The sequence below is a fragment of the Candidatus Pelagibacter sp. genome (assembly GCF_052049575.1).
Lineage (GTDB): Bacteria > Pseudomonadota > Alphaproteobacteria > Pelagibacterales > Pelagibacteraceae > Pelagibacter.
This window is the reverse complement of the sequence record NZ_JBNGZQ010000001.1, coordinates 43677-64067: the sequence shown is the minus strand read 5'-3', so window position 1 is coordinate 64067 and position 20391 is coordinate 43677. Positions and strand designations below refer to the sequence as shown.

The following is a 20391-nucleotide window of genomic DNA, read 5'->3' as shown; positions in this document are numbered from 1 at the left end:
TTATCCAATATATTGTAAATTAATTATTTTGAGTATCTTTAAATTTTGTAAATCTTTCCTCAAACTCTAGAGTTACTTTACCAATTGGGCCGTGTCGTTGTTTCCCAATGATAATTTCAGCCAAATGTGCAACCTCATTCATCTTTGCCTGCCATTCAGCATGTTCCACTGTTGCTTCCCTTGGCTCTTTTCTTTGCAGATAATAGCCTTCTCTGTAAACAAACATTACTACATCTGCATCTTGCTCTATTGAGCCAGATTCTCTTAAATCTGATAGTTGTGGTTTATGATCATCTCTTTGCTCAACTTGCCTTGATAATTGAGATAATGCAAGAACTGGCACACCTAATTCTTTCGCAATAGCTTTTAACCCTTGAGTAATTTGAGATATTTCCTGAACTCTTCCATCTTTATTATTTAAAGAACCTTTCATCAATTGTATGTAGTCAACAACTATTAAGTCTAAACCGTGTAATCTTTTAATTCGTCTTGCTCTATTACTCATTGCTGCAATACTTATCGCTGGAGTTTCATCTATAAACAAAGGAAGTTCAGAAATATTCTTTGATGTTTCTAAAAATTGATCGAATTGTTCATCTGAAATTCTGCCCCGTCTAATATCATTAGAGCCAATTCTTGCTTGTTCAGAAATAATTCTTGTTGAAAGTTGTTCTGATGACATTTCTAAAGAAAAAAAAGCTACTGATGATTTTTTACCACTCTCTTGAATATTTTGTGCCGCATTAAAAGCAATGTTTGTTGCAAGAGAAGTCTTACCCATAGAGGGTCTTCCAGCAATTATTATCAAATCTGATTGGTGAAGTCCCCCAAGTTTGTCATCAAGATCTCGAAGTCCAGTTGGTACACCAACAATACCACCTTCATTTTTATATGCAGCTGAGGCCATTTCAATAGTTTGTTTCATGGCATCATCAAATTTAATCAATGAGGAGTTAAAAGTTCCTTTTTCAGCTAAATCGTAGAGAAGCTTTTCTGAGTTCTCAATTATGTTCTGGCCACTTACATTCAAGTCATTTTCTTTTGCATCATCAATTATTTGATCAGAAATTTTAATCAACTCTCTTCTTACAAACATATCATAAATAATCTTTGAGTATTCTATAGCCTGTCTAGCTGATGTAGAAAATTTTGTGATTTTTACAAGATACTCAGGGACATCAATCTCATCTTTTTCTTTTTCAAAATAATTTTTCAAAGTTATTGGATTTGCAAGTAAACCTTTGTAAATCATACTTTCAATCGCATTAAAAATTTTTTGATGCATAGGATCGTAAAAGTTTATATTTGAGACGATAGTATTTATATCATCAAAGATTTCGTTGGTTACTAAAATAGAACCAATTACTGCTTGTTCTGCTTCGACATTGTTTGGTAATTCTTTAAAATTATTTTTAACAATACTTAAATTATTTTCCATAAAATGATTTTATAGAAAATAATTTTAATTAAAATTTAAAATAAAGCTGTGGATTAAATTGTATAATTATTGAATAGAATCTGCAGATGTAACGTTAATAATAATTTCAGCATCAACTTCAGAGTGTAAAGAAATCTTTACCTTGAATTTACCTAAAGATTTAATCTCTTTTAAAGGTTGTATCATCGAAGGTTTAATATCTAATTTGCTTTCTTCAAAAATTAGTTTTGAAATTTCTGTTGGTTTAACAGACCCATATAGCTCATTGTTCTCAGTGCTTAATTTTTTTACGCTATATTCTTTTTTATTAACTTTTTCTGCAACTTTTTTAGCATCTTGTTTTTTTTCGTTGTCTTTTTTTGAAAGCTCATTTTTTATTTTTTCTACTTCTTTAATATTTTCTTTTGAAGCATAAAGTGCTTTTTTATTTGCAATTAGAAAGTTTCTAGCAAAACCTCTTTTTACATCTATTATTTCACCTATAGAACCAATTCTTTTTAAGTTTTCTAATAATATTACTTTCATTATATCAATGCTAAATTTCTTGCTCTTTTAATCGATAAAGATAACTCTCTCTGTTTCTTTTGTGACACATTTGTAATCCTTGTTGGCAGAATTTTACCATTTTCTGAAACATATTTTTTAAGGAGTTTAATATTTTTATAATCAACTTTTGGGGCACCTTTAACAGAAAGTGGGCAAGTTTTTTTAAATTTATATCTATTTGGTTGAAAGATACTTAATTTAGCAAAATTACTTTGTTTATTTCTTTTATTTCCACTTTGTTTTTTAGGCATTGCTAATTTTTTGTTTTATCTTTTTTATCAATTTTTTCTGTATCTTCATTTTTTGAGAAGTAATTTGTATTTAGATCAAATTTTTTTACTTTTACAGTTAAATGTCTTAATAATTTTTTATCTATAGCCTCATTTTTTTCAAGTTGTTCGATTACTTTACCATCACCTTTAATTTTAAAATGAATATAACTTCCTTTTCTATTTTTTTTGATTAAATATGATAAATTTAAAAGGCCCCAATTTTCAGTTTTAACTACCTCACCGTCATTTTTTTCTACAATTTTTGAATACTTTTCAGTTAATTGTTTAATCTCTGATGGAGAAGCGTCTTGTCTAGCTATGATTGTATGTTCATATAAATTCATATTATTTCTTTAATAAAAAATGAGGATATACTATTATAATTTATCAATTACAATAGCAAAAAAACAAAATTTAATTTATTTTTAAATGTTTTCAGTAATTTTTCCTGGTCAAGGTTCTCAAATAGTCGGAATGGGAAAAGAGTTTTATGAAAAATACGATATTGTAAAAAAATTATTTAATGAAGCAGATGAAGTTTTAGAAGCAAACATCTCAAAGATTGTGCTCGAAGGTCCAAAAAAGGATTTAGATCTTACAATAAATACACAGCCTGCGATTTTTTTAGTTAGTTACTCAATATACCAGGTTATCAAAAATGAATTCAATATAAATTTAGACGAAGGAAAATATTTTGCAGGCCATTCTTTAGGTGAATACTCAGCACTATCATGTGCTGGTTATTTAGATTTTCATAAAACAATTAAAATTCTAAAGACGAGAGGTAACGCTATGCAAAATTCTGTACCAAAGGGTGAAGGGGGGATGTTGGCTGTCTTAGGAATAAAAATTGAAAATATTGAAAAAATTTTAAAAGAAAATGAAAATAATTTTAAAGCACAAATCGCAAATGATAATACTGAAGGACAAATTGTGTTGAGTGGAAGAACTAAAGATTTAGAATTAATAAGTGCTTTTTTAAAAAATGAAAATATAAAAAATATCAAACTTCCAGTAAGTGCCCCTTTTCATTGCGATTTAATGATCAAAGCAACAGAAATAATGAAAAAGGAATTTGATAATATCAATTTTAGGGAGTCTAATATTACGTTAATTTCAAATGTAACTGCAGATAAAGTTTCAAATATTGATGACCTAAAAAAATTACTCGTTAGCCAAATAGAAAAAAAAGTTAGGTGGAGGGAAAGTATTATTAATATGATAAAATATGGTGTTGGTCAATTCATCGAAATTGGCCCAGGCAAAGTTTTATCTGGATTAGTTAAAAGAATAGATAAAAATGTAAAAATCACTTCAATTAATAGTGAATCAGATATAAAAAGCTTAAGAATATGAATGATTTAAAAAATAAAAATATAATTGTTACGGGTGCTACAGGTGGTATTGGAAATTCTATTGTAAAAAAATTAAATGAACTAGGAGTAAATGTATTGGCATCAGGAACAAAGGAAGAAAAATTAGAGGAATTAAAAAAAAATTTTAGCAATGTGAAAATTCTAAAGTTTGATATATCTCAAATTGATAATATAGAAACTTTTATTGAAAATGCTTTAAAAGAACTCGATGGTAACCTTGATTGTATAATAAATAATGCAGGAATAACCCAAGATAATTTAGCTATTAGAATGAATTTAGATGAATGGAAAAGAGTGATAGAAATTAATTTAACATCAACGTTTCTCATGTGTAAGTTTGCTATTAAAAAGATGTTAAAAAACAAGAGAGGAAAAATAATTAATATTACTTCAGTAGTAGGTCACACAGGAAATTTGGGTCAATCAAATTATACTGCTTCCAAGGCTGGAATAATTGCAATGTCTAAAAGTTTAGCAATTGAGTATGCAAAAAAAAATATCAATGTAAATTGTATTTCTCCTGGATTTATTAAAACTGCTATGACAGATAAGATTGATGAAAAGTTCAAAGAAAGCATTATTTCTAAAATACCCTCTGCTAAATTAGGAGAACCAGATGATATAGCTAATGCAGTTCTTTTTTTAGCATCTAGTCAATCAGACTATATAAATGGAGAAACATTGCATGTAAATGGAGGCATGTATATGGCTTGACAATCTAAGTAATTAAACTATTAACGATTTATAACTAAAAAAGGATCAATATGTCAGAAGATGTTTCAAGTAAGGTTAAAAAAATAGTTGCAGATCATTTGGGAATTGATGAGTCAAAAGTCACAGAGGAATCTAGCTTTATTGATGATTTAGGTGCTGATAGTTTAGATACAGTTGAATTGGTGATGGCTTTTGAAGAAGAATTTGGCTCAGAAATTTCTGATAGTGAAGCAGAAAAGATTTTAACCGTGGGTGATGCGGTCAAATTTATAGAAGGCAAAGCCAACTAAAGATATTAATGCCCTCAGATAATGATGGTATAATGGTTATACTGTCTTCTCCATCCGGAGCAGGTAAGACAACTTTAGTAAATTTATTATCAAAAAAAGATAATTTTGAAGTTTCGATTTCTCACACAACAAGACAACCTAGACCAGGTGAAGTTCCTCATAAAGATTATTATTTTGTAAATGATAAAGAATTCAGAAGATTAATAAATAACCAAGAATTTTTAGAATATGCAAAAGTTTTTAAAAATTATTATGGAACAACAAGAACTCCAGTAATAAATAACTTAAATAGAGGAAAAAATGTTTTATTTGATATTGATTGGCAAGGAGCTGATCAGATAAAAAATAAAAAACTAGACTACAAACTAATTACTTTTTTTATTTTGCCACCGAGTAAAAAAGTTCTACTTGAAAGACTATCTAACAGACATAAAAAAGAAAATCTAATTGTGGAAGAAAGGATTGAACAATTTGAACGAGACGTTCTCCATTGGATAAATTATGATTATGTTGTCATTAATGATGATCTAAATAAATGTTATTTAAAAATCAAAAATTTAATTAGCGCAGAAATTAATCATGGTTCTAAGGATTATGATCTAGAGTATATTAGAAACCATGTAGAAAAATTAACTTCTTAAAGACTCATATTCTTTTGTTAGTTTAAAGTAGGTATCAAAGTCCAAATTTTGTGGTCTCAATTCTAAGTTAATTCCTAATTTTGATGCTAATTTTTTGTTATTATTGAATAGTGATAGAAAAGGTTTTTTTATCATTTTTCTTCTATGCATAAAAAAAACTCTGGTTATTTTTTCTAAATGCTTAGGACTTTGAAATTTTACAAAATTAATTTTGGGTTCAAATAATAGAAGCGAACTTTCAACTTTTGGCTTTGGCGTAAAACAGGAAGAGGATATGTCACAAATTTTTTTAATTTTTAATCTCCAATTTGCTAAAATTGCCAATCGACCATAATTTTTTGTATCAAATTCAGATATAATTCGATCTGCCACTTCTTTTTGAAACATAAGTATAAGACAATCGAACCAAATTTTTTTTTTATTTATATTAAGTATCCATTTAATTAAAATTTCTGTAGAGATATTATATGGTAAATTACCATAGACAGTTAATATATTATCGTGAAGAGAATCTTCCTCAACATTTAATATATCGTCATTTATAATTTCTATTTTTTTATTAAATTTTTCTTTAAGCAATTTGACCAAATTAAAGTCTTTTTCAATAACTATAAAATTGCCTGGTTTTTTTTCTAAAATTTTTTTTGTTAAATTTCCTGTGCCCGGGCCAATTTCTAAAATATTCTTACCTTTGATGTTAATTAAATTTACAATTTTATTAATAATATTTTGGTCAATCAAAAAATTTTGGCCAAGACTTTTTTTAGCCTTAATCATTTATTATCTAAAAACTTTAATGCTTTTATTAAGCTAATTGGATTTGATAAATTTCTTCCAACCATTTTTTCATTTGGTCCATGATCAGGAGTGACTCGTAAAAAAGGTAAACCTAAAGTTATATTAATTGCATCATATTCAAAAAGAGTTTTAATAGGTCCTAAAACTTGATCATGATACATTCCTATTATCACATCGAATTTTTTTCTGTTATCTTTTAAAAAAATAGTATCTGCGGGGAATGGACCTTTAACATTAATTTTTTCTTTCAATAATTTTACTAATGGAAGAATAATTTTTTCGTCCTCATTAAATTTAAGTACACTTTCACAATGTGGATTAAGACCTGTAACAGCTATCCTTGGTTTAAAGCCTAAAAACTTTTTATAAAAATTATTAACAATAATTATTTTTTCTTTTATTAATTTTCTATTTATCTTTTTTGTGATTTGACTTACTGGTAAATGTGTAGTCACAGGACAAACAGAGAGTTTCTTGTTGTAAATTAACATTGCGAATTTCTTTTGGTTAAAAGAGTGAGATATATACTCAGTAACACCAAGATATTTCTTATTTAAAGTTTTTTTTTTATTAATTGGTCCATTAATAATCTTATTGGAAAAACCTTTCTTCAACAGAGAAAAAGCAAATTCAAAGCATTTTTGTATGTAAACTTTGGATGTTTTATCTGAAATATTTATAAAATAAATTTTTTTTTTATTAATTTTTTTTTTATTTATAAAATTTTTATCAAGTTCATCTATCCTTTGTTTAAAATTAAATCTTTTAATTTCTTGATAAAGATCTTTTTTATTACAAATCAAAATTAATGGACTATCGATTTTTGTTATCTTTATTGACTTAAAGAAAATTTCAAAAAAAATACTTTTTGGCTCACCAGGAACTATTAAGATAGGATTAGAATTCACTTATTTTTGCATTTAATTTTATTTTATTATAAAAAATTTTAGAAAATTTATCTAATTGGCTAGTTGTTTCAATCATTATCATTTTATCTAACTCAGCTTGTTTATTCATTTTAAATGGTTTTTTTCTTGTTTCATTAATTCTTAAAATTAAAAAATCATTACCTATTTTGATAGGTTCACTATATTGATCTTTTTTTAAGTCAATTATTTTATTAACTATTGGCGTCGATAGATTTTTTTTTGCAACCCATCCTATTTTTCCACCAATTTTTGAACTGTCAGAAATGCTATACAAATTAGCAGTATTTTCAAACCCAATATCCTTAATACTATTTTTAATTTTTTTTAATTCATCTTCATAAGATGTATTATTATTTATTGTGAAAAGAATTTCAGATAAATTAAATTCAAAAACATAACTATTTTGAATCATATTATCAATTTTAATCATTAAATTCTCATTATCGATTTTGACACTATCTTTATATTTTATATAGATCATATTTTTCCATTCATTTTCAATTTCAATTTTTTTTTTAAGATCATCAATTGAAATATCAAATTCTTTAAGATAATTTTCGAACTCATTTTTATCAGTAAAATTTAAATTCTTAATAAGACTATTTAAAACACTATCAATTTGAGGGTTTTCTTGTTTTAGTTCAATATATTTTAATATTTCATTCTTTCTAATGACTTCTTTTGTGAGAGATTTTTTTGCTATCATTCCTAATTGGTTTTTATCAATTTCTTTTAAATTTGGATTTAAAGCTAAGAGATAGTTTTTTTCTTTTTCAATGTCATAAGTTGTAATTATCTCATTGTTAATTTTCATTACAATTTTCAAATTGATTTTTGAAAAACTTATACATGTGGTTAGAAAGTAAATTATAATTAAAAAAAAAATTTTTTTCAAAATCATTTTAAACTAGGAGTATTAAATCCACCAAATGGTATGATTGATAATTTAAAGAAAAGATTTTCAGATGGCTTTAGATCTTGATCATTATAATACTCTTTATTGTATTCTATAGCTGCCGTTAAACAATCAATTTCATATTGATATATTAAATTATAAAACTCTGTAAAACTTTTTTCCTTATTTTCTCTAGTTTCAAAAATCAAACTATTTTTTTTATTAAAATTAAAACGAGTTTCATTTTTAAGATATGAAGTTTTAAGACTGCTATTGTTTTCATTTTGATATTCAAACTTTGTAGTCAAATTTTTTAGATAAAATTCAAATCCATAAAGTTCATAATTAAGATCATTTAAATTATTTTTATATGAGAAATCATAATCAAATTTCAAATTTTTATTTGGTTTATACTCAAACATACCCACAAAATCTGAGACTTTATCACCTAAATTCGAATTTAAAGGCAAATCTTTATTTTCTTCGAGCCTTAGATTATTGGCGAACCCAAATTTTAAATTCTCCTCTGAGCTTGATTTTTCAACTATTGAGTACTCATAGCCATATGTTAATGAAATTCCTCCTTCATTAGCTTCATCTATCCCTAATCTATTTAAATCATAAATATTGTCATAGCTAATTTTTCTATCTGTTTTACGAACATCTTTTGTGTAAGGTGTACTTAATCTAAGAGATACCCTTGGTGTTAGAGTATTATTTGATTTAATAGTTTCTTTAATTAATGGAAGAGAATAATTTGATTGAAAAGAGGGAGTTAAATTAAAAGAACTTTTATTTTTAAAATTTTTTGAATTAGTTGCATTTGAATTTATATTTTTAACTAAAATTTTGTTATTATTTACTATACCATTATCCAAATACCTTGGATTTGACTCAAATTCAAAATTATTGATTAAAACTTTTTCTGTAATATTTGTATCATAGTTTTTATAATATCCTTTAGAGTATAATGCGTTATTTTCATTTATAATTTTTGACAAACTAAAATTTGGTACGTATTCATACTTGTCACTATCCTCTTTGCTTAAATCTTCATAAATATCCAAATTTGTATTTAATGATGCGTTCTCGTTTACAAAATTAATGTTTACTGAGTTTGTAAGATTAGATGTATTATTTATTATTGGACTTTCAATTTTATAGGCTTTCAAATATGTTTCATCCGAAACTTGCTCTAATTGAATATTAAATTCAATTTCATCAAAAATGTCATTTTTATAATCTTTATTAAAATCATAAAAGAAATGTCCTTTAGTATTTTCTTTATTTGAAACATATTGACTTAAATCAATTTGATGATTTGAATTTTTATTTTTTTGCCTAAACTCTGATTGAATTAATAATTTATCCTCAGCAAAAAATCTTGGACTTAATGTGATATCTTTATTTTCTGCCAAGGCAATAAAATACGGCAAATTGAGGGATAAACCAGTAGTACTATTATCTTGAATTTTAGGTATTAAAAATCCAGATTGTCTTTCAACAGTCGGATCAGGATGAAAGAATTTTGGAAAATAAAATACTTTTTTATCATATATTTTTAGACTAGCATTTTTATAGTAAATAGTTTTTTTCTTTTTATCATGTTTAATTTCTTCTGCGCTCATTTCCCAAGGAGGGCATTTCTCTCTTTTTTTACAAAATGTAAAAGTTCCTTTTTTCACTATTGTATTTTCGTTATTACTAATCAAACTTCTTCCTTTTAATCTGGGTTCATTTTCTGATTCATTGAAAATTTTAAAGTTTAACCCAACATCCTTTGCAATTAATTCTTTTTTCTCTAAATCAAGAAATGCTTGATCAATCTTAAATATATTTTTACTGACATCTAAAATTTCTAAATCTCTGAGTTTAACGATTTTATTCTTTATATCATATTCAAATTGACTCACTTGGTAAATATTATCAAAGTTATCTTTTATTTCAGACTTACTTGAACTCTCAATTTTTTGCTTCTCCAGATTATAATTTATTTCATTAGTGCTAATTTTCAGATTATTTGTAAAGTCATTAATCTTTACATTATTTTTTAAATACAAATCTGATTGATCAACACTATATTCAATAATCTCAGACGTTATTTCTAAGTTATCTTCAATTCTTTTAATTTTACCTTCATTAACAATCAGTAAAGATTTATTCTTGATATACTTGATCATTGCACCGTCAACAGAAATTTTATCTTTTTCAATAAATACCGATCCATTTTTTGCAATAGTTTCATTTCCTTCATCTATAATTTCAATTTCTTTTGCATTAAATTGTATTTCTTCTGAAAATATTTGATTGATAAATAAAAACTGAAAAAGAATTATTAAAATTATTATTAATTTATTCTTCATTTATTCTTACCAACCCTATTATTGAAACAACACTTAAAAAAATTATTGGAAAAAATACCGATAAGTAAATTGGAATTTTATTAGTTAAACCAAAAATATTGAAAATATTATTAATATAGTAAATTACAACAGAAAGAGTTATTCCTAGTAATACATGAAATATATAAGGCTTATTTTTCTTTATATTCAACATAATCATTGATGATATAACAACCATTATACTAAAATAAATGGGTATTGCACCGATCTTTAAGAGATGAAGATCGATATCTTGTGAAGAATATCCCAAAAATTCACTTTCTTTTTTGGCATCAATTAATTGAAAAATATTAAAAGAGTTTAGATTTCTAAATGTACTGTTTATTTTATTTATATTAAAATGACTTAATATGATTATGTCGTTTTCTAATTTTATTTGTAAGTTGTTCTTAAATAAATATGGTTTTTCAATAATCCACGAATTTTTACTAATATCAACTCTTTTAGAGGAAATATTTTCAATTAATTCAAAATTTTCGTCAAATTTTGAAATAAAAACATTTTCTAAAAAGTTTGTTTTACCAAGTTCACCATTGATAATATAAATTTCATTATCTATTTCATCTTTAATCCACAATCCATTTTCTCCATGATGTTTTAAATATTTACCATCTTTTGAGTAAAAATTTTTAAAGTCAAAATAAATAAATTTAAGTTTAGATGATAATGGATAATAAATTGAAATTATTAAAATCCCAAAAATGAATGCACTTAATGTTAAAATTTTAATTAGATAGAAATTATCCAGCTGATTAATTTTTATTAATTCATTTTCTTTTTTTTTAATTATTTCTAAAAAAAAGAGTTGAGTACTTATTAAAATTATAAAAGGAAATATTTCAAGTAGTGCTGAGGGAACATCAAGTGCAGCAACTAAGAAAGGTATATAAAAGGAAGATTGAGTATCGCTAAAAAAAGTTATTTCTTCAAAAATAGTGAGGATAAATATAAGTGAAAAAAAAATAAGCGAAAGAATTAACAACTTTTTAAAAAATAAACCCACAAAATATTTATCAAAAGTTCTAAGCATTATTGACCTTCTTTATAAGAAAATTATAAAGCAATAAAAAGAATAAAATAGGTATACCTAAAAACAAGATTAAGTATATTAAAGAACCCTGAATGTATCTCATGAAAATTTCAGACACGACTAAAATTAAAAAAACATAAATAAAAATCTTGATAGTTTTTAATATGTAATTATGTTGCTCTTTTGAAAATGTTAATAAAAAACAACATACCAGTGTAAGAATTGGTAAGTAAAATGGTTTAATAAACCTTTTGTATAATTCTTGATTAAAATTTTTAAATTTATTCATTTCACAACTAAATAAATCATCTATATATTTTTTTCCTGACATCAAACTTATAGAACATTTAATTAATTTAATAGATGATATCTCTTGAATTTTTGGTCTTTTAATTGATCTAGACGAAAATTTTGATAAATCATAATCTATCTTATCAAATGTAAAGCTTATCAATTTATTATTATTGTTACTAATTATTTTTCCATTCAATAATCTAAAAAGTTTTTTATCTTCATTTATTAAAAAACCTTCTTTAGCATAAATTATTTGACTATCATTTTCTTTAAAATCATCGAATTCACCCTCTTGAATATAAATATTTTTAAAAGAATTATTATCTGTTTTATGATTTATAAAAATTGTTAATCCAGAGATAGTATCTATAAACTTTCCTTGTTTGATTAGATTAGGTAAAAAATCCATATTTGAATTTTTGAGAATAAGTCTTGCTTTAAATTGATTATTTGGAGAAATAAAACTTCCAATTAAAACTTGAATAAACATTATGATTAGAGTGAAACTGACTAGATTTTTTATAAATTTCTGTTTTGAAACTCCATTAGTCCAAAAAATTAGTAGCTCATTATTTTTTTCATATTTAATTAATTCAAAAAAGATGGAGATAGCAAACACAAATGGTAAAATTCTATGAATTATCTTAGGAAAATTGTATAAATTGTATAGAAAATAAATTTTGAAATTATGACCATCGTCTATAACAAAATCTAGATAATTTACTGCTTGAATAATCCATACAATTAAACCTATTGTAAAAGCTATAGCCAGAGCTCTAAATGAAATGTCTGCGATTAGTTTTCTAAATAGTAATTTTTCCATTGAAATATAATTGTTTTACTCATATATAGCATTATCTCGCACAGATTGTATTTAAATTATGAATATAAAAATAAACTTTAAAAAACAAGTCTTTAATAAGTCCAGCGAGAATTTGATATTGTTTATTGATGAAAACTTCAATATTTCAAGTTTAAAAAAAAGTATTTCAAGTTCTGATTATTCTTATGTTTCTGACTTATTAAAAACAAGAGATCTTAAAAAAAAGATTATTACATTTGACATAAGCTCAAAAAGAAAAATTATTTTAGTTTCTTTAAGAAAAAATCTTACTCATTCTGGTGTAGAAAATTTAGGTGCAGATTGTTATGAAATCATTAAGGAATTTAAAAGGTTAGATTTTAGTATAAACTCAGATACTGCAATCAATCGGTCAAAAAATATTATTGGACATTTTCTGCATGGTATTAAATTAAAATCTTACACGTTTGAAAAATACAAATCAAAAAAAAATACAAAGAATATAACTATAAACATATTTGGTAAAAACATATCAAAATCAAAAGACTGGGCGAAATTCAATGCGATTGAAGAAGGTACTTTTTATGCACGGGATTTAGTATCAGAACCTGGAAATGTACTACATCCTGATGAATATGCTAAAAGAATAAATTCTCTAAAAAAATTTGGTTTAAAAATAAATATCTATGATGAGAGAAAATTAAAAAAATTAGGCATGAATACTCTACTTGGTGTTGGACAAGGAAGTATTAGAGGTTCATATCTTGTAACTATGGAGTGGAATGGTTTAAAAAATAAATCTAGACCACTAGCTTTTGTCGGGAAAGGTGTCTGTTTTGACACTGGTGGTATATCTTTGAAACCAGCAAAATTTATGGAAGACATGACATATGATATGGCTGGCTCAGCAGTTGTTGTAGGATTGATGAAAAATTTAGCATTAAGAAAAGCTAAAGTGAATGCAGTTGGAGTTGTTGGTCTTGTAGAAAACATGCCTGGAGGTAATGCGCAAAGACCAGGAGATATTGTAAAGTCCTATAGCGGAAAGACAGTTGAAATATTAAATACAGATGCAGAGGGAAGATTAGTGCTAGCAGATGCAATTACTTATACAGAAAAAAAATTTAAGCCTAAGTTTATTATAGATTTAGCAACTTTGACAGGTGCAATTATTGTTTCACTTGGTTCAGAATATGCAGGCCTTTTTTCTAATGATGATAAATTATCTAAACAATTAATCGATGCTGGTGAAAAAGTTGAAGAAAAAGTTTGGAGAATGCCTTTAAATAAAAATTACGATAAATTAATTGACTCTAAAAATGCAGATATGCAAAATATAAATTATGTTGGTGGTGCAGGATCAACCACAGCTGCTCAATTTTTACAAAGATTTATATTAGATAAAACACCTTGGGCCCATCTAGATATTGCTGGCATGGCTTTTTCTAAATATGGTGGAGCCTTGAATTCTGGTGGTGCAACAGGATACGGGGTGAGGCTGTTAAACAAACTTATAGAGGATAATTATGAGTAATATTGAGCAAACTTTATCAATTATTAAACCTGATGCAGTAGAGAGAAATCTTGAAAATGAAATCAAGGAAACATTTAAAAATAAAGGTTTTTCAATTTTAAAAGAAAAAAAAATTCAAATCGAAAAATCAGAGGCAGAAAAATTTTACAAAGTTCATGAAACTAAACCGTTTTATAATGATTTATGTGAATATTTATCCTCAGGACCAATAGTTGTTATGATTCTTGAGAGAGAAAATGCAGTTTTAGGAAATAGAGAATTAATGGGAGCTACAAATCCAAAAGAAGCTATTGAGGGTACAATAAGAAAAAAATATGGAATTTCAATTGATAAAAATTCTGTACATGGATCAGATAGTATTGAAAATGCTAAAATTGAAATCGATTTTTTCTTTAAAGACTAAAAACTTTTAAAATAGCTCTTGGATAAATTTTATGTTCTTGTTTTAATATTTTTTTTGCCAAAGAGCTTTTGGTTTCATTTTTTGTAATTCTAATTTTTTTTTGAAGTATTATTTTACCAGAATCAAGTCTTGTATTAACAAAATGAACAGTGCAGCCTGAATATTTTTCGTGATTATCTAAGGCTCTTTTATGAGTATTTAATCCTTTATATTTAGGAAGTAATGAAGGGTGAATATTTAAAATTTTACCTTTAAATTTGGATATAAAATTCCTAGATAAAATTTTCATGAATCCCGCTAAGCATATCATCTTAATTTGATGCTCTTTTAAAACAGAAAGTATCTGATTTTCAAATTTATATTTTTTCCTAAAATTAAACACTTTTTTTTTTATTTTATATATTTTACCTAGCTTTAAACCTTTAGCTTTAGCGTTATCTGAGATTATCAAATTAATAGAAATAGGTGATTGTTTTGTTTTTGAAAATTTTATTAAATACTTTAAATTGCTTCCGGTGCCAGAAATAAAGACTGCGGTCTTAATTTTTTTATAGCCAGTTAATTTTACCATAAAGATTTACTTTTTTTCTATTTTTAGAAATCTTTCCAATTATATAAGGTTTATGTTCTTTTAAAAAAAATTTATTAATTTTTTTTATATTTTTAGGATTTATTATTAAACAAAATCCAACTCCACAATTAAAAGTTTTAAGCATTTCCCTATCACTTATCTTATTTTTCTTAAGCCAATTAAAAATCTTAAGAGGTTTAATTTTATTCAAATCTATTTCTGCGCACAAGTTATTGGGTATAACTCTACTAATATTATCGGCTAATCCACCACCAGTAATATTTGCACAACCATTTAATAAATTTTTTTTTACAAGATTTAAAATTTCTTTTACATAGATTCTAGTTGGTTTTATTAGTTCTTTTTTGAGAAAAGTATTTTTTTTAATATTTATTTTTTTTACTTTCAATAGATGCCTTACAAGTGAATAACCATTTGAATGTAAGCCACTAGATGGAATAGCTAAAATTAGATCTCCTTTTTTTATTTTATTCTTATTAAGTATTTTATTTTTATCTACAATTCCAATTGCAAAACCAGCTATATCAAATTTACCTTTCTCGTATGTATCTGGCATTTCGGCAGTCTCACCACCGACTAAACTACATTGTGAAATATCACATCCCTTAACTATCCCACGAATTATTGATTTCATTTTTTTCAAGTTAATTTTATTAATTGAAATGTAGTCCAAAAAAAATAAAGGTTTTGCCCCTTGTACAATTAAATCATTTACACTCATAGCAACCAGATCTATTCCTATAGTGTCATATTTATTCAGTAGATTTGCGATTTCAATTTTAGTTCCAACACCGTCAGTACAAGCCACTATTTTCGGATTTTTTATATCTTTAGGCAAATCTGAGATGGAACCAAATCCTCCAATATTAGCATTCTTTTTATTGCCTCTTTTTTTTGATGAAATATTAGATATGAAACTAACAAATTTATCTGCAGCATTGATATTGACCCCACTTTTTTTATAGGTAAAGAGATTTTTATTCATTAATATAGGTTTTAAATTTAAGTATGTATTATATCAAACGTTTATATATTTTTTTTTCTACTCTAGCTTTAATAATATTTTTTTTTTCCACAGAGGCCGTCAAAGCAAAATCTTTTGAAATCAATGGTATTGAAATTACTCAGCCATTTGAAATCAATTTTGATAAAAATAAGGTAATTGATTTAGGGTTTGAAAAAGCTTTTTTCGAATTAGTCTACTCTTTAATCAAATCCCAAGACTTCAAAAAAATTGATAATTTAAGGTTGAATGAAATCAAAGGTATGATCGAAACATTCTCGATTAAAGAGGAAAAATTTATAGATCAAAAATATTACGTAAATCTTGGTGTTTCGTTTAATAAAAAAAAAATTTTTAGATATTTAGAAAAAAAAAATATTTTTCCATCACAAATAGTTAAAGAGCAATTTTTATTTATTCCAATCATAATAGATGAAAACGGAAATGATCTTTCAATTTTTTCAGATAATCCAATTTATGCTAATTGGAATAAAATAAATAAAAGATATCAATTGATTAATTATTTACTTCCCTCAGAGGACCTTGAAGACTTAAATCTTATAAAAAAAAAATTAGACGTTATAGAAACTTATAATTTTAGTGAGATTACAAAAAAATACTTTTTAAAGAATTCTATTATTTCCCTAATTTTTAGGGGTAATAATGAATTAAGAATTTTAACAAAAATTTACAATCACGAAAATGAGATAATAAAAAATAATACTTTTAAGAATATAAATATCGATAATGAAAAAGATCTTAATTTCTTAATCCAGAATTTGAAAAATCTATATGAAGATACTTGGAAAAAATTGAATGAAATAAATACCTCAATAAAAGTTCCAATTACAATTAAGATTAAAAGTGAAGATTTGAAAAAATCAAATAATTTTGAGTTATTTTTAAATGAAATAGATATGGTAAGCGATTATTCTATACAAAAATTTGACAAAGAATTCATATTTTACGAAGTTTTATTTAATGGAACAGTCCAAAATTTTATTAATATAATGAAAAATAAAAAATATAATCTTAATACGCAAAAAAAAGTTTGGATAATTGAATGAGAGACTTAGATCAAACAGTAATCAAATTTGATCATGACAAAAATTTTAAAAATGAAGATTTCTATCTCTCAAAAAGTAATAAACATGTTTTTGATTTTTTAAACAAATGGCCGAAATGGGAGAGAAATTTCATTAATGTATCTGGGGAAAAGCTTTCTGGAAAAACCCATCTCATGAATATTTTTTTACAAAAAAACAAAGGTATCAAGTTTGAGGGAAAATCTTTACAGAATGATGATTTAAAAAAAATAAAGATTTATGAAAACATTGTAATTGAAAATTTGTCTTCAGAAGTTAATGAAAAATTACTTTACAGTCTTTTTAATTTAGTTGAACAAGATAATAAATTTATTATTATAACATCTACAAAATCAATAGTTAATATTCCTTTTGATTTAAAAGATTTAAAGTCTAGAGCAAAAAATTTTATTTTATTAAATATCGAAAAACCGGATGATGAGTTGATATTTGCTATTATATTAAAAAATTTATCTGATCGACAAATCTCTCTTGATGATAAATTCATTGGGTTTATCATTAAAAGAATTGAGAGATCATATAGTAAAATTTATGATTTCATATATAAGATCGATCAATTAAGTTTAAAAAAAAAAAAATCAATTGATTTTAAAATTATTAAAGAAGTTTTGGGAGAATAATTGAGCAAATTTAGAACTCATAAATGCAACGAATTAAGAAAAGAAAAAGTTGGAGATGAAGTAATTCTTTCAGGCTGGATAAATAAAAAAAGAGATCATGGAAATCTTTTATTTATAGATTTAAGAGATAATTACGGAATAACACAGTGTATTATCGATAAAGAAAATTCTCATTTTAAAAAGCTGGAAAAAATACAATTAGAAACAGTAATTAAAATTAATGGAAAAGTAGTTGAAAGATCAAAAGACACAATTAATAAGGATATTGAAACTGGAGAAATTGAGGTTGAAATCAAAAATTTTCAAGTTCTTGGTGAATGTAAAGAACTTCCTTTACCAGTTTTTTCTGACAGAGAGTATGCTGAAGAGATAAGATTGAAGTATCGTTTTTTAGATTTAAGAAGAAAAAAAATTCATGAAAACATTATATTAAGATCAAAAGTAATTTCATTTATTAGAAATGAAATGAATAAATTAGGATTTTTAGAATTTCAAACACCAATTTTGACCTCATCAAGTCCAGAGGGAGCAAGAGATTTTTTGGTACCGAGCAGACTAAATCCAGGAAAATTTTACGCACTTCCACAAGCACCTCAACAATTCAAACAATTAGTGATGGTCTCTGGCTTTGATAAGTATTTTCAGATTGCTCCTTGTTTTAGAGACGAAGATGCAAGAGCAGATAGAAGTCCTGGGGAGTTCTATCAATTAGATTTAGAAATGTCTTTTGTTGATCAAGAAGATGTATTTAATGTAGTAGAGAAGTTATTTGTTAATACATTTAAAAAATTTTCAAATAAAGAATTATTGTTTAATCAGTTTCCAAGAATCTCATATAAAGAATCAATGATTAAATATGGAACAGATAAACCAGACTTAAGAAATCCATTAATTATAACTGACATTACTGAAATTTTTTTGAGAGAAGATGTTTCTTTTGAAATATTTAAAAAACTTGTTAAATCTGGATCTAAAGTCAGGTGCATTGTTACAAAAAATACAAAAGATAAACCGCGAAGTTTCTTTGATAATATTGATAAATGGGCAAAAGAACAAGGCGCTTCCGGACTCGCTTACTTTACTATTGAAAAAGAGAAAGAAATTTCAGCGAAAGGGCCGGTAGGTAAATTTTTTTCAAAAGACTCACTAAACGAAATAATGATTAAAACTGAAGCAAAAGTAGGTGACAGTATTTTTCTTGCTTGTGGTAAATCAGAAGAGGTAGAAAAGATAACTGCGTCAGCTAGAGATAAAATTGGAAAAGATTTGGGTTTAATCGATGAAAACGTTTTCGCATTCTGTTGGATTGTAGATTATCCAATGTATGAAATAGATAATCAAACAAATAAAATTAAATTCAGTCATAATCCTTTTTCTATGCCACAAGGGGATATTAATAAAATTAATTTTGAAAAACCATTAGATATACTTGCATATCAATATGATATTGTGTGTAATGGAATAGAATTATCTTCGGGTGCGATTAGAAATCATATACCAGATCTAATGTATAAATTATTTGATGTTGCAGGTTACTCTAGATCCGAAGTTGATCAAAAATTTAGTGGAATGATAAACGCTTTAAGTTATGGTGCTCCACCTCATGGAGGTATTGCCCCAGGAATTGATAGAATAATTATGTTACTAGCAAATGAAAAAAATATTCGAGAAGTTACAATGTTTCCAATGAATCAAAATGCACAGGATTTAATGATGAATGCACCTTCTAGTGTAAGTGAAAATCAACTAAAAGAGTTAAATTTGTCTATAAAAAGTAAAAAATAATTATTTTTTACCTTTAAGACTAATTTTAACATCTGATAAATCTACCAGATTTTTTTTGTAATTATTTCTTACAAATCCTTTACTCGTTATATCTTTTACTATTTTTAGTAATTGGTTTTGTTCATCAGAGCCTTTTTCATCTGCAGATGAGGCATCTAAATTACCTATTGAGGGAGTATGTGCTAAATCTTCTCTGTTTAGATATGAGATCGCTAGTTCCCTAAATATATAATCCAGAATTGAGGAAGCACTTAAAATTCTGTCATTACCATTTACTTTACCAGAGGGCTCAAATTTAGTTCCTATAAATGCATTTACAAACTCGTCTAACGGTACTCCATATTGAAGACCAAGTGAAACAGCGATAGCAAAATTATTCATTAAAGCTTTAACTAGCTCTCCCTCTTTACTTGTATCAATAAAGATTTCTCCAATTTTACCATCCTCATACTCTCCAGTATGTAAATAAACTTTATGGTCACCAATTGTTGCTTTTTGAATATATCCTTTCCTTCTATCAGGCATGCTAAATCTTTTTCCAGAATTTTCAGATTTCGCAAAAGATTGAGAAACTATTTTTTCAACACTATTAGTTTTATTTTCATTTTGAGTTGGAACTAAATCAATTTTTTTATTTTGATCACCTTTTTTACTATCAGGATCAAGACTTTTCGTCTTTCGATTGTCTAATTTTACGTCTAGAACTTCAAATTTCCCATCGTCTCTTTTTTCGAGATTCTTTAGCTCAGTTTCATTGATGTCATCAAGATAATGATTTACCTTAAAAGTGCATGTATAATAAGTTTCTACAAGATATTTTGCCATTTTTAATAATCCTTAAATTAAATTTGAAATTTGAATCTTTTTACTTATATACATTTACACATTTTAGTCTAATTTAAATTATACAATTTAAAATTG

22 protein-coding genes are annotated in these 20391 nt (G+C 25.5%); 9 read left to right on the top strand and 13 right to left on the bottom strand.

What is annotated here, in order from left to right:
* Window positions 1-19: 19 nt before the first annotated feature.
* The 4 genes from ACTT9C_RS00385 to rpsF all read right to left on the bottom strand — a co-directional run bounded on the left by ACTT9C_RS00385 (window position 20) and on the right by rpsF (window position 2600).
* A complete protein-coding gene (locus ACTT9C_RS00385) occupies window positions 20-1438 on the bottom strand; it encodes a replicative DNA helicase (protein ID WP_440922529.1) in 1419 nt (472 codons plus the stop codon).
* 66 nt (window positions 1439-1504) lie between these two features.
* A complete protein-coding gene (rplI, locus tag ACTT9C_RS00380; protein WP_440922528.1) occupies window positions 1505-1963 on the bottom strand; it encodes a 50S ribosomal protein L9 in 459 nt (152 codons plus the stop codon).
* Window positions 1963-2235, bottom strand: coding sequence for a 30S ribosomal protein S18 (rpsR, locus tag ACTT9C_RS00375; protein WP_440922527.1), 273 nt, complete (start codon window positions 2233-2235; stop codon window positions 1963-1965). Before rpsR ends, rplI begins: the two co-directional genes overlap by 1 nt.
* Before the next feature lie 2 nt (window positions 2236-2237).
* On the bottom strand, window positions 2238-2600 hold the full coding sequence (gene rpsF, locus ACTT9C_RS00370) for a 30S ribosomal protein S6 (RefSeq protein WP_440922526.1): 363 nt from the start codon (window positions 2598-2600) through the stop codon (window positions 2238-2240).
* Between the two features lie 85 nt (window positions 2601-2685).
* Between rpsF and fabD the strand changes: the two genes are divergently transcribed.
* Genes fabD through gmk form a run of 4 tightly spaced genes read left to right on the top strand, consistent with a single transcriptional unit; the run spans window position 2686 to window position 5277 of the window.
* The gene (gene fabD, locus ACTT9C_RS00365; RefSeq protein ID WP_440922525.1) at window positions 2686-3612 is read left to right on the top strand and encodes an ACP S-malonyltransferase; all 927 of its coding nucleotides are present in this window, start codon (window positions 2686-2688) and stop codon (window positions 3610-3612) included.
* On the top strand, window positions 3609-4346 hold the full coding sequence (gene fabG, locus ACTT9C_RS00360) for a 3-oxoacyl-ACP reductase FabG (protein WP_440922524.1): 738 nt from the start codon (window positions 3609-3611) through the stop codon (window positions 4344-4346). Before fabD ends, fabG begins: the two co-directional genes overlap by 4 nt.
* A 50-nt stretch (window positions 4347-4396) precedes the next feature.
* Window positions 4397-4636, top strand: coding sequence for an acyl carrier protein (locus ACTT9C_RS00355; RefSeq protein ID WP_085148712.1), 240 nt, complete (start codon window positions 4397-4399; stop codon window positions 4634-4636).
* A gap of 8 nt (window positions 4637-4644) precedes the next feature.
* Complete coding sequence (gene gmk / locus ACTT9C_RS00350; RefSeq protein ID WP_440922523.1) at window positions 4645-5277, top strand: guanylate kinase; 633 nt, start codon at window positions 4645-4647, stop codon at window positions 5275-5277.
* Here gmk and rsmA read toward each other — a convergent pair.
* The 6 genes from rsmA to ACTT9C_RS00320 all read right to left on the bottom strand — a co-directional run bounded on the left by rsmA (window position 5266) and on the right by ACTT9C_RS00320 (window position 12448).
* The gene (gene rsmA / locus ACTT9C_RS00345; RefSeq protein ID WP_440922522.1) at window positions 5266-6054 is read right to left on the bottom strand and encodes a 16S rRNA (adenine(1518)-N(6)/adenine(1519)-N(6))-dimethyltransferase RsmA; all 789 of its coding nucleotides are present in this window, start codon (window positions 6052-6054) and stop codon (window positions 5266-5268) included. The genes gmk and rsmA overlap by 12 nt on opposite strands.
* Entirely contained in the window at window positions 6051-6983 is a 933-nt protein-coding gene (locus tag ACTT9C_RS00340) for a 4-hydroxythreonine-4-phosphate dehydrogenase PdxA (RefSeq protein WP_440922521.1), read from the bottom strand. Before ACTT9C_RS00340 ends, rsmA begins: the two co-directional genes overlap by 4 nt.
* Window positions 6973-7818 carry a peptidylprolyl isomerase gene (locus ACTT9C_RS00335; protein WP_440922520.1) on the bottom strand — a complete coding sequence of 282 codons (846 nt, stop codon included), beginning with the start codon at window positions 7816-7818 and terminating at the stop codon, window positions 6973-6975. The genes ACTT9C_RS00340 and ACTT9C_RS00335 overlap by 11 nt, the downstream gene beginning before the upstream one ends.
* 83 nt (window positions 7819-7901) lie before the next feature.
* A complete protein-coding gene (locus tag ACTT9C_RS00330; protein ID WP_440922519.1) occupies window positions 7902-10262 on the bottom strand; it encodes a hypothetical protein in 2361 nt (786 codons plus the stop codon).
* Window positions 10252-11331 carry an LptF/LptG family permease gene (locus tag ACTT9C_RS00325; RefSeq protein ID WP_440922518.1) on the bottom strand — a complete coding sequence of 360 codons (1080 nt, stop codon included), beginning with the start codon at window positions 11329-11331 and terminating at the stop codon, window positions 10252-10254. The genes ACTT9C_RS00330 and ACTT9C_RS00325 overlap by 11 nt, the downstream gene beginning before the upstream one ends.
* On the bottom strand, window positions 11324-12448 hold the full coding sequence (locus ACTT9C_RS00320; protein ID WP_440922517.1) for an LptF/LptG family permease: 1125 nt from the start codon (window positions 12446-12448) through the stop codon (window positions 11324-11326). Before ACTT9C_RS00320 ends, ACTT9C_RS00325 begins: the two co-directional genes overlap by 8 nt.
* A 58-nt stretch (window positions 12449-12506) precedes the next feature.
* Here ACTT9C_RS00320 and ACTT9C_RS00315 point away from each other — a divergent pair, with 58 nt between their 5' ends.
* On the top strand, window positions 12507-13961 hold the full coding sequence (locus ACTT9C_RS00315) for a leucyl aminopeptidase (protein WP_440922516.1): 1455 nt from the start codon (window positions 12507-12509) through the stop codon (window positions 13959-13961).
* Entirely contained in the window at window positions 13954-14364 is a 411-nt protein-coding gene (ndk, locus tag ACTT9C_RS00310) for a nucleoside-diphosphate kinase (protein ID WP_440922515.1), read from the top strand. Before ACTT9C_RS00315 ends, ndk begins: the two co-directional genes overlap by 8 nt.
* Here ndk and purN read toward each other — a convergent pair.
* On the bottom strand, window positions 14354-14935 hold the full coding sequence (gene purN / locus ACTT9C_RS00305) for a phosphoribosylglycinamide formyltransferase (protein WP_440922514.1): 582 nt from the start codon (window positions 14933-14935) through the stop codon (window positions 14354-14356). The two genes, ndk and purN, sit on opposite strands and share 11 nt — an antisense overlap.
* A complete protein-coding gene (gene purM, locus ACTT9C_RS00300; RefSeq protein WP_440922513.1) occupies window positions 14913-15941 on the bottom strand; it encodes a phosphoribosylformylglycinamidine cyclo-ligase in 1029 nt (342 codons plus the stop codon). The genes purN and purM overlap by 23 nt, the downstream gene beginning before the upstream one ends.
* Before the next feature lie 23 nt (window positions 15942-15964).
* Here purM and ACTT9C_RS00295 point away from each other — a divergent pair, with 23 nt between their 5' ends.
* The 3 genes from ACTT9C_RS00295 to aspS are packed head-to-tail and all read left to right on the top strand — an operon-like array spanning window position 15965 to window position 19470.
* The gene (locus ACTT9C_RS00295) at window positions 15965-17026 is read left to right on the top strand and encodes a hypothetical protein (RefSeq protein ID WP_440922512.1); all 1062 of its coding nucleotides are present in this window, start codon (window positions 15965-15967) and stop codon (window positions 17024-17026) included.
* Entirely contained in the window at window positions 17023-17685 is a 663-nt protein-coding gene (locus ACTT9C_RS00290) for an HdaA/DnaA family protein (RefSeq protein WP_440922511.1), read from the top strand. The genes ACTT9C_RS00295 and ACTT9C_RS00290 overlap by 4 nt, the downstream gene beginning before the upstream one ends.
* Complete coding sequence (aspS, locus tag ACTT9C_RS00285; protein ID WP_440922510.1) at window positions 17686-19470, top strand: aspartate--tRNA ligase; 1785 nt, start codon at window positions 17686-17688, stop codon at window positions 19468-19470. It abuts the gene before it with no gap.
* On the opposite strand, the gene ACTT9C_RS00280 is transcribed toward aspS, so the two are convergent.
* On the bottom strand, window positions 19471-20295 hold the full coding sequence (locus ACTT9C_RS00280; RefSeq protein WP_440922509.1) for a TSCPD domain-containing protein: 825 nt from the start codon (window positions 20293-20295) through the stop codon (window positions 19471-19473). It lies immediately after the preceding gene.
* Between the last annotated feature and the right edge of the window lie 96 nt (window positions 20296-20391).

What these genes read in the sequence shown, in the direction of transcription:
- ACTT9C_RS00385 (WP_440922529.1), bottom strand. Translation starts at nt 1,438, where the DNA reads ATGGAAAATAATTTAAGTATTGTTAAAAATAATTTTAAAGAATTACCA.
- rplI (WP_440922528.1), bottom strand. Translation starts at nt 1,963, where the DNA reads ATGAAAGTAATATTATTAGAAAACTTAAAAAGAATTGGTTCTATAGGT.
- rpsR (WP_440922527.1), bottom strand. Translation starts at nt 2,235, where the DNA reads ATGCCTAAAAAACAAAGTGGAAATAAAAGAAATAAACAAAGTAATTTT.
- rpsF (WP_440922526.1), bottom strand. Translation starts at nt 2,600, where the DNA reads ATGAATTTATATGAACATACAATCATAGCTAGACAAGACGCTTCTCCA.
- fabD (WP_440922525.1), top strand. Translation starts at nt 2,686, where the DNA reads ATGTTTTCAGTAATTTTTCCTGGTCAAGGTTCTCAAATAGTCGGAATG.
- fabG (WP_440922524.1), top strand. Translation starts at nt 3,609, where the DNA reads ATGAATGATTTAAAAAATAAAAATATAATTGTTACGGGTGCTACAGGT.
- ACTT9C_RS00355 (WP_085148712.1), top strand. Translation starts at nt 4,397, where the DNA reads ATGTCAGAAGATGTTTCAAGTAAGGTTAAAAAAATAGTTGCAGATCAT.
- gmk (WP_440922523.1), top strand. Translation starts at nt 4,645, where the DNA reads ATGCCCTCAGATAATGATGGTATAATGGTTATACTGTCTTCTCCATCC.
- rsmA (WP_440922522.1), bottom strand. Translation starts at nt 6,054, where the DNA reads ATGATTAAGGCTAAAAAAAGTCTTGGCCAAAATTTTTTGATTGACCAA.
- ACTT9C_RS00335 (WP_440922520.1), bottom strand. Translation starts at nt 7,818, where the DNA reads ATGAAAATTAACAATGAGATAATTACAACTTATGACATTGAAAAAGAA.
- ACTT9C_RS00330 (WP_440922519.1), bottom strand. Translation starts at nt 10,262, where the DNA reads ATGAAGAATAAATTAATAATAATTTTAATAATTCTTTTTCAGTTTTTA.
- ACTT9C_RS00325 (WP_440922518.1), bottom strand. Translation starts at nt 11,331, where the DNA reads ATGCTTAGAACTTTTGATAAATATTTTGTGGGTTTATTTTTTAAAAAG.
- ACTT9C_RS00320 (WP_440922517.1), bottom strand. Translation starts at nt 12,448, where the DNA reads ATGGAAAAATTACTATTTAGAAAACTAATCGCAGACATTTCATTTAGA.
- ACTT9C_RS00315 (WP_440922516.1), top strand. Translation starts at nt 12,507, where the DNA reads ATGAATATAAAAATAAACTTTAAAAAACAAGTCTTTAATAAGTCCAGC.
- ndk (WP_440922515.1), top strand. Translation starts at nt 13,954, where the DNA reads ATGAGTAATATTGAGCAAACTTTATCAATTATTAAACCTGATGCAGTA.
- purN (WP_440922514.1), bottom strand. Translation starts at nt 14,935, where the DNA reads ATGGTAAAATTAACTGGCTATAAAAAAATTAAGACCGCAGTCTTTATT.
- purM (WP_440922513.1), bottom strand. Translation starts at nt 15,941, where the DNA reads ATGAATAAAAATCTCTTTACCTATAAAAAAAGTGGGGTCAATATCAAT.
- ACTT9C_RS00295 (WP_440922512.1), top strand. Translation starts at nt 15,965, where the DNA reads ATGTATTATATCAAACGTTTATATATTTTTTTTTCTACTCTAGCTTTA.
- ACTT9C_RS00290 (WP_440922511.1), top strand. Translation starts at nt 17,023, where the DNA reads ATGAGAGACTTAGATCAAACAGTAATCAAATTTGATCATGACAAAAAT.
- ACTT9C_RS00280 (WP_440922509.1), bottom strand. Translation starts at nt 20,295, where the DNA reads ATGGCAAAATATCTTGTAGAAACTTATTATACATGCACTTTTAAGGTA.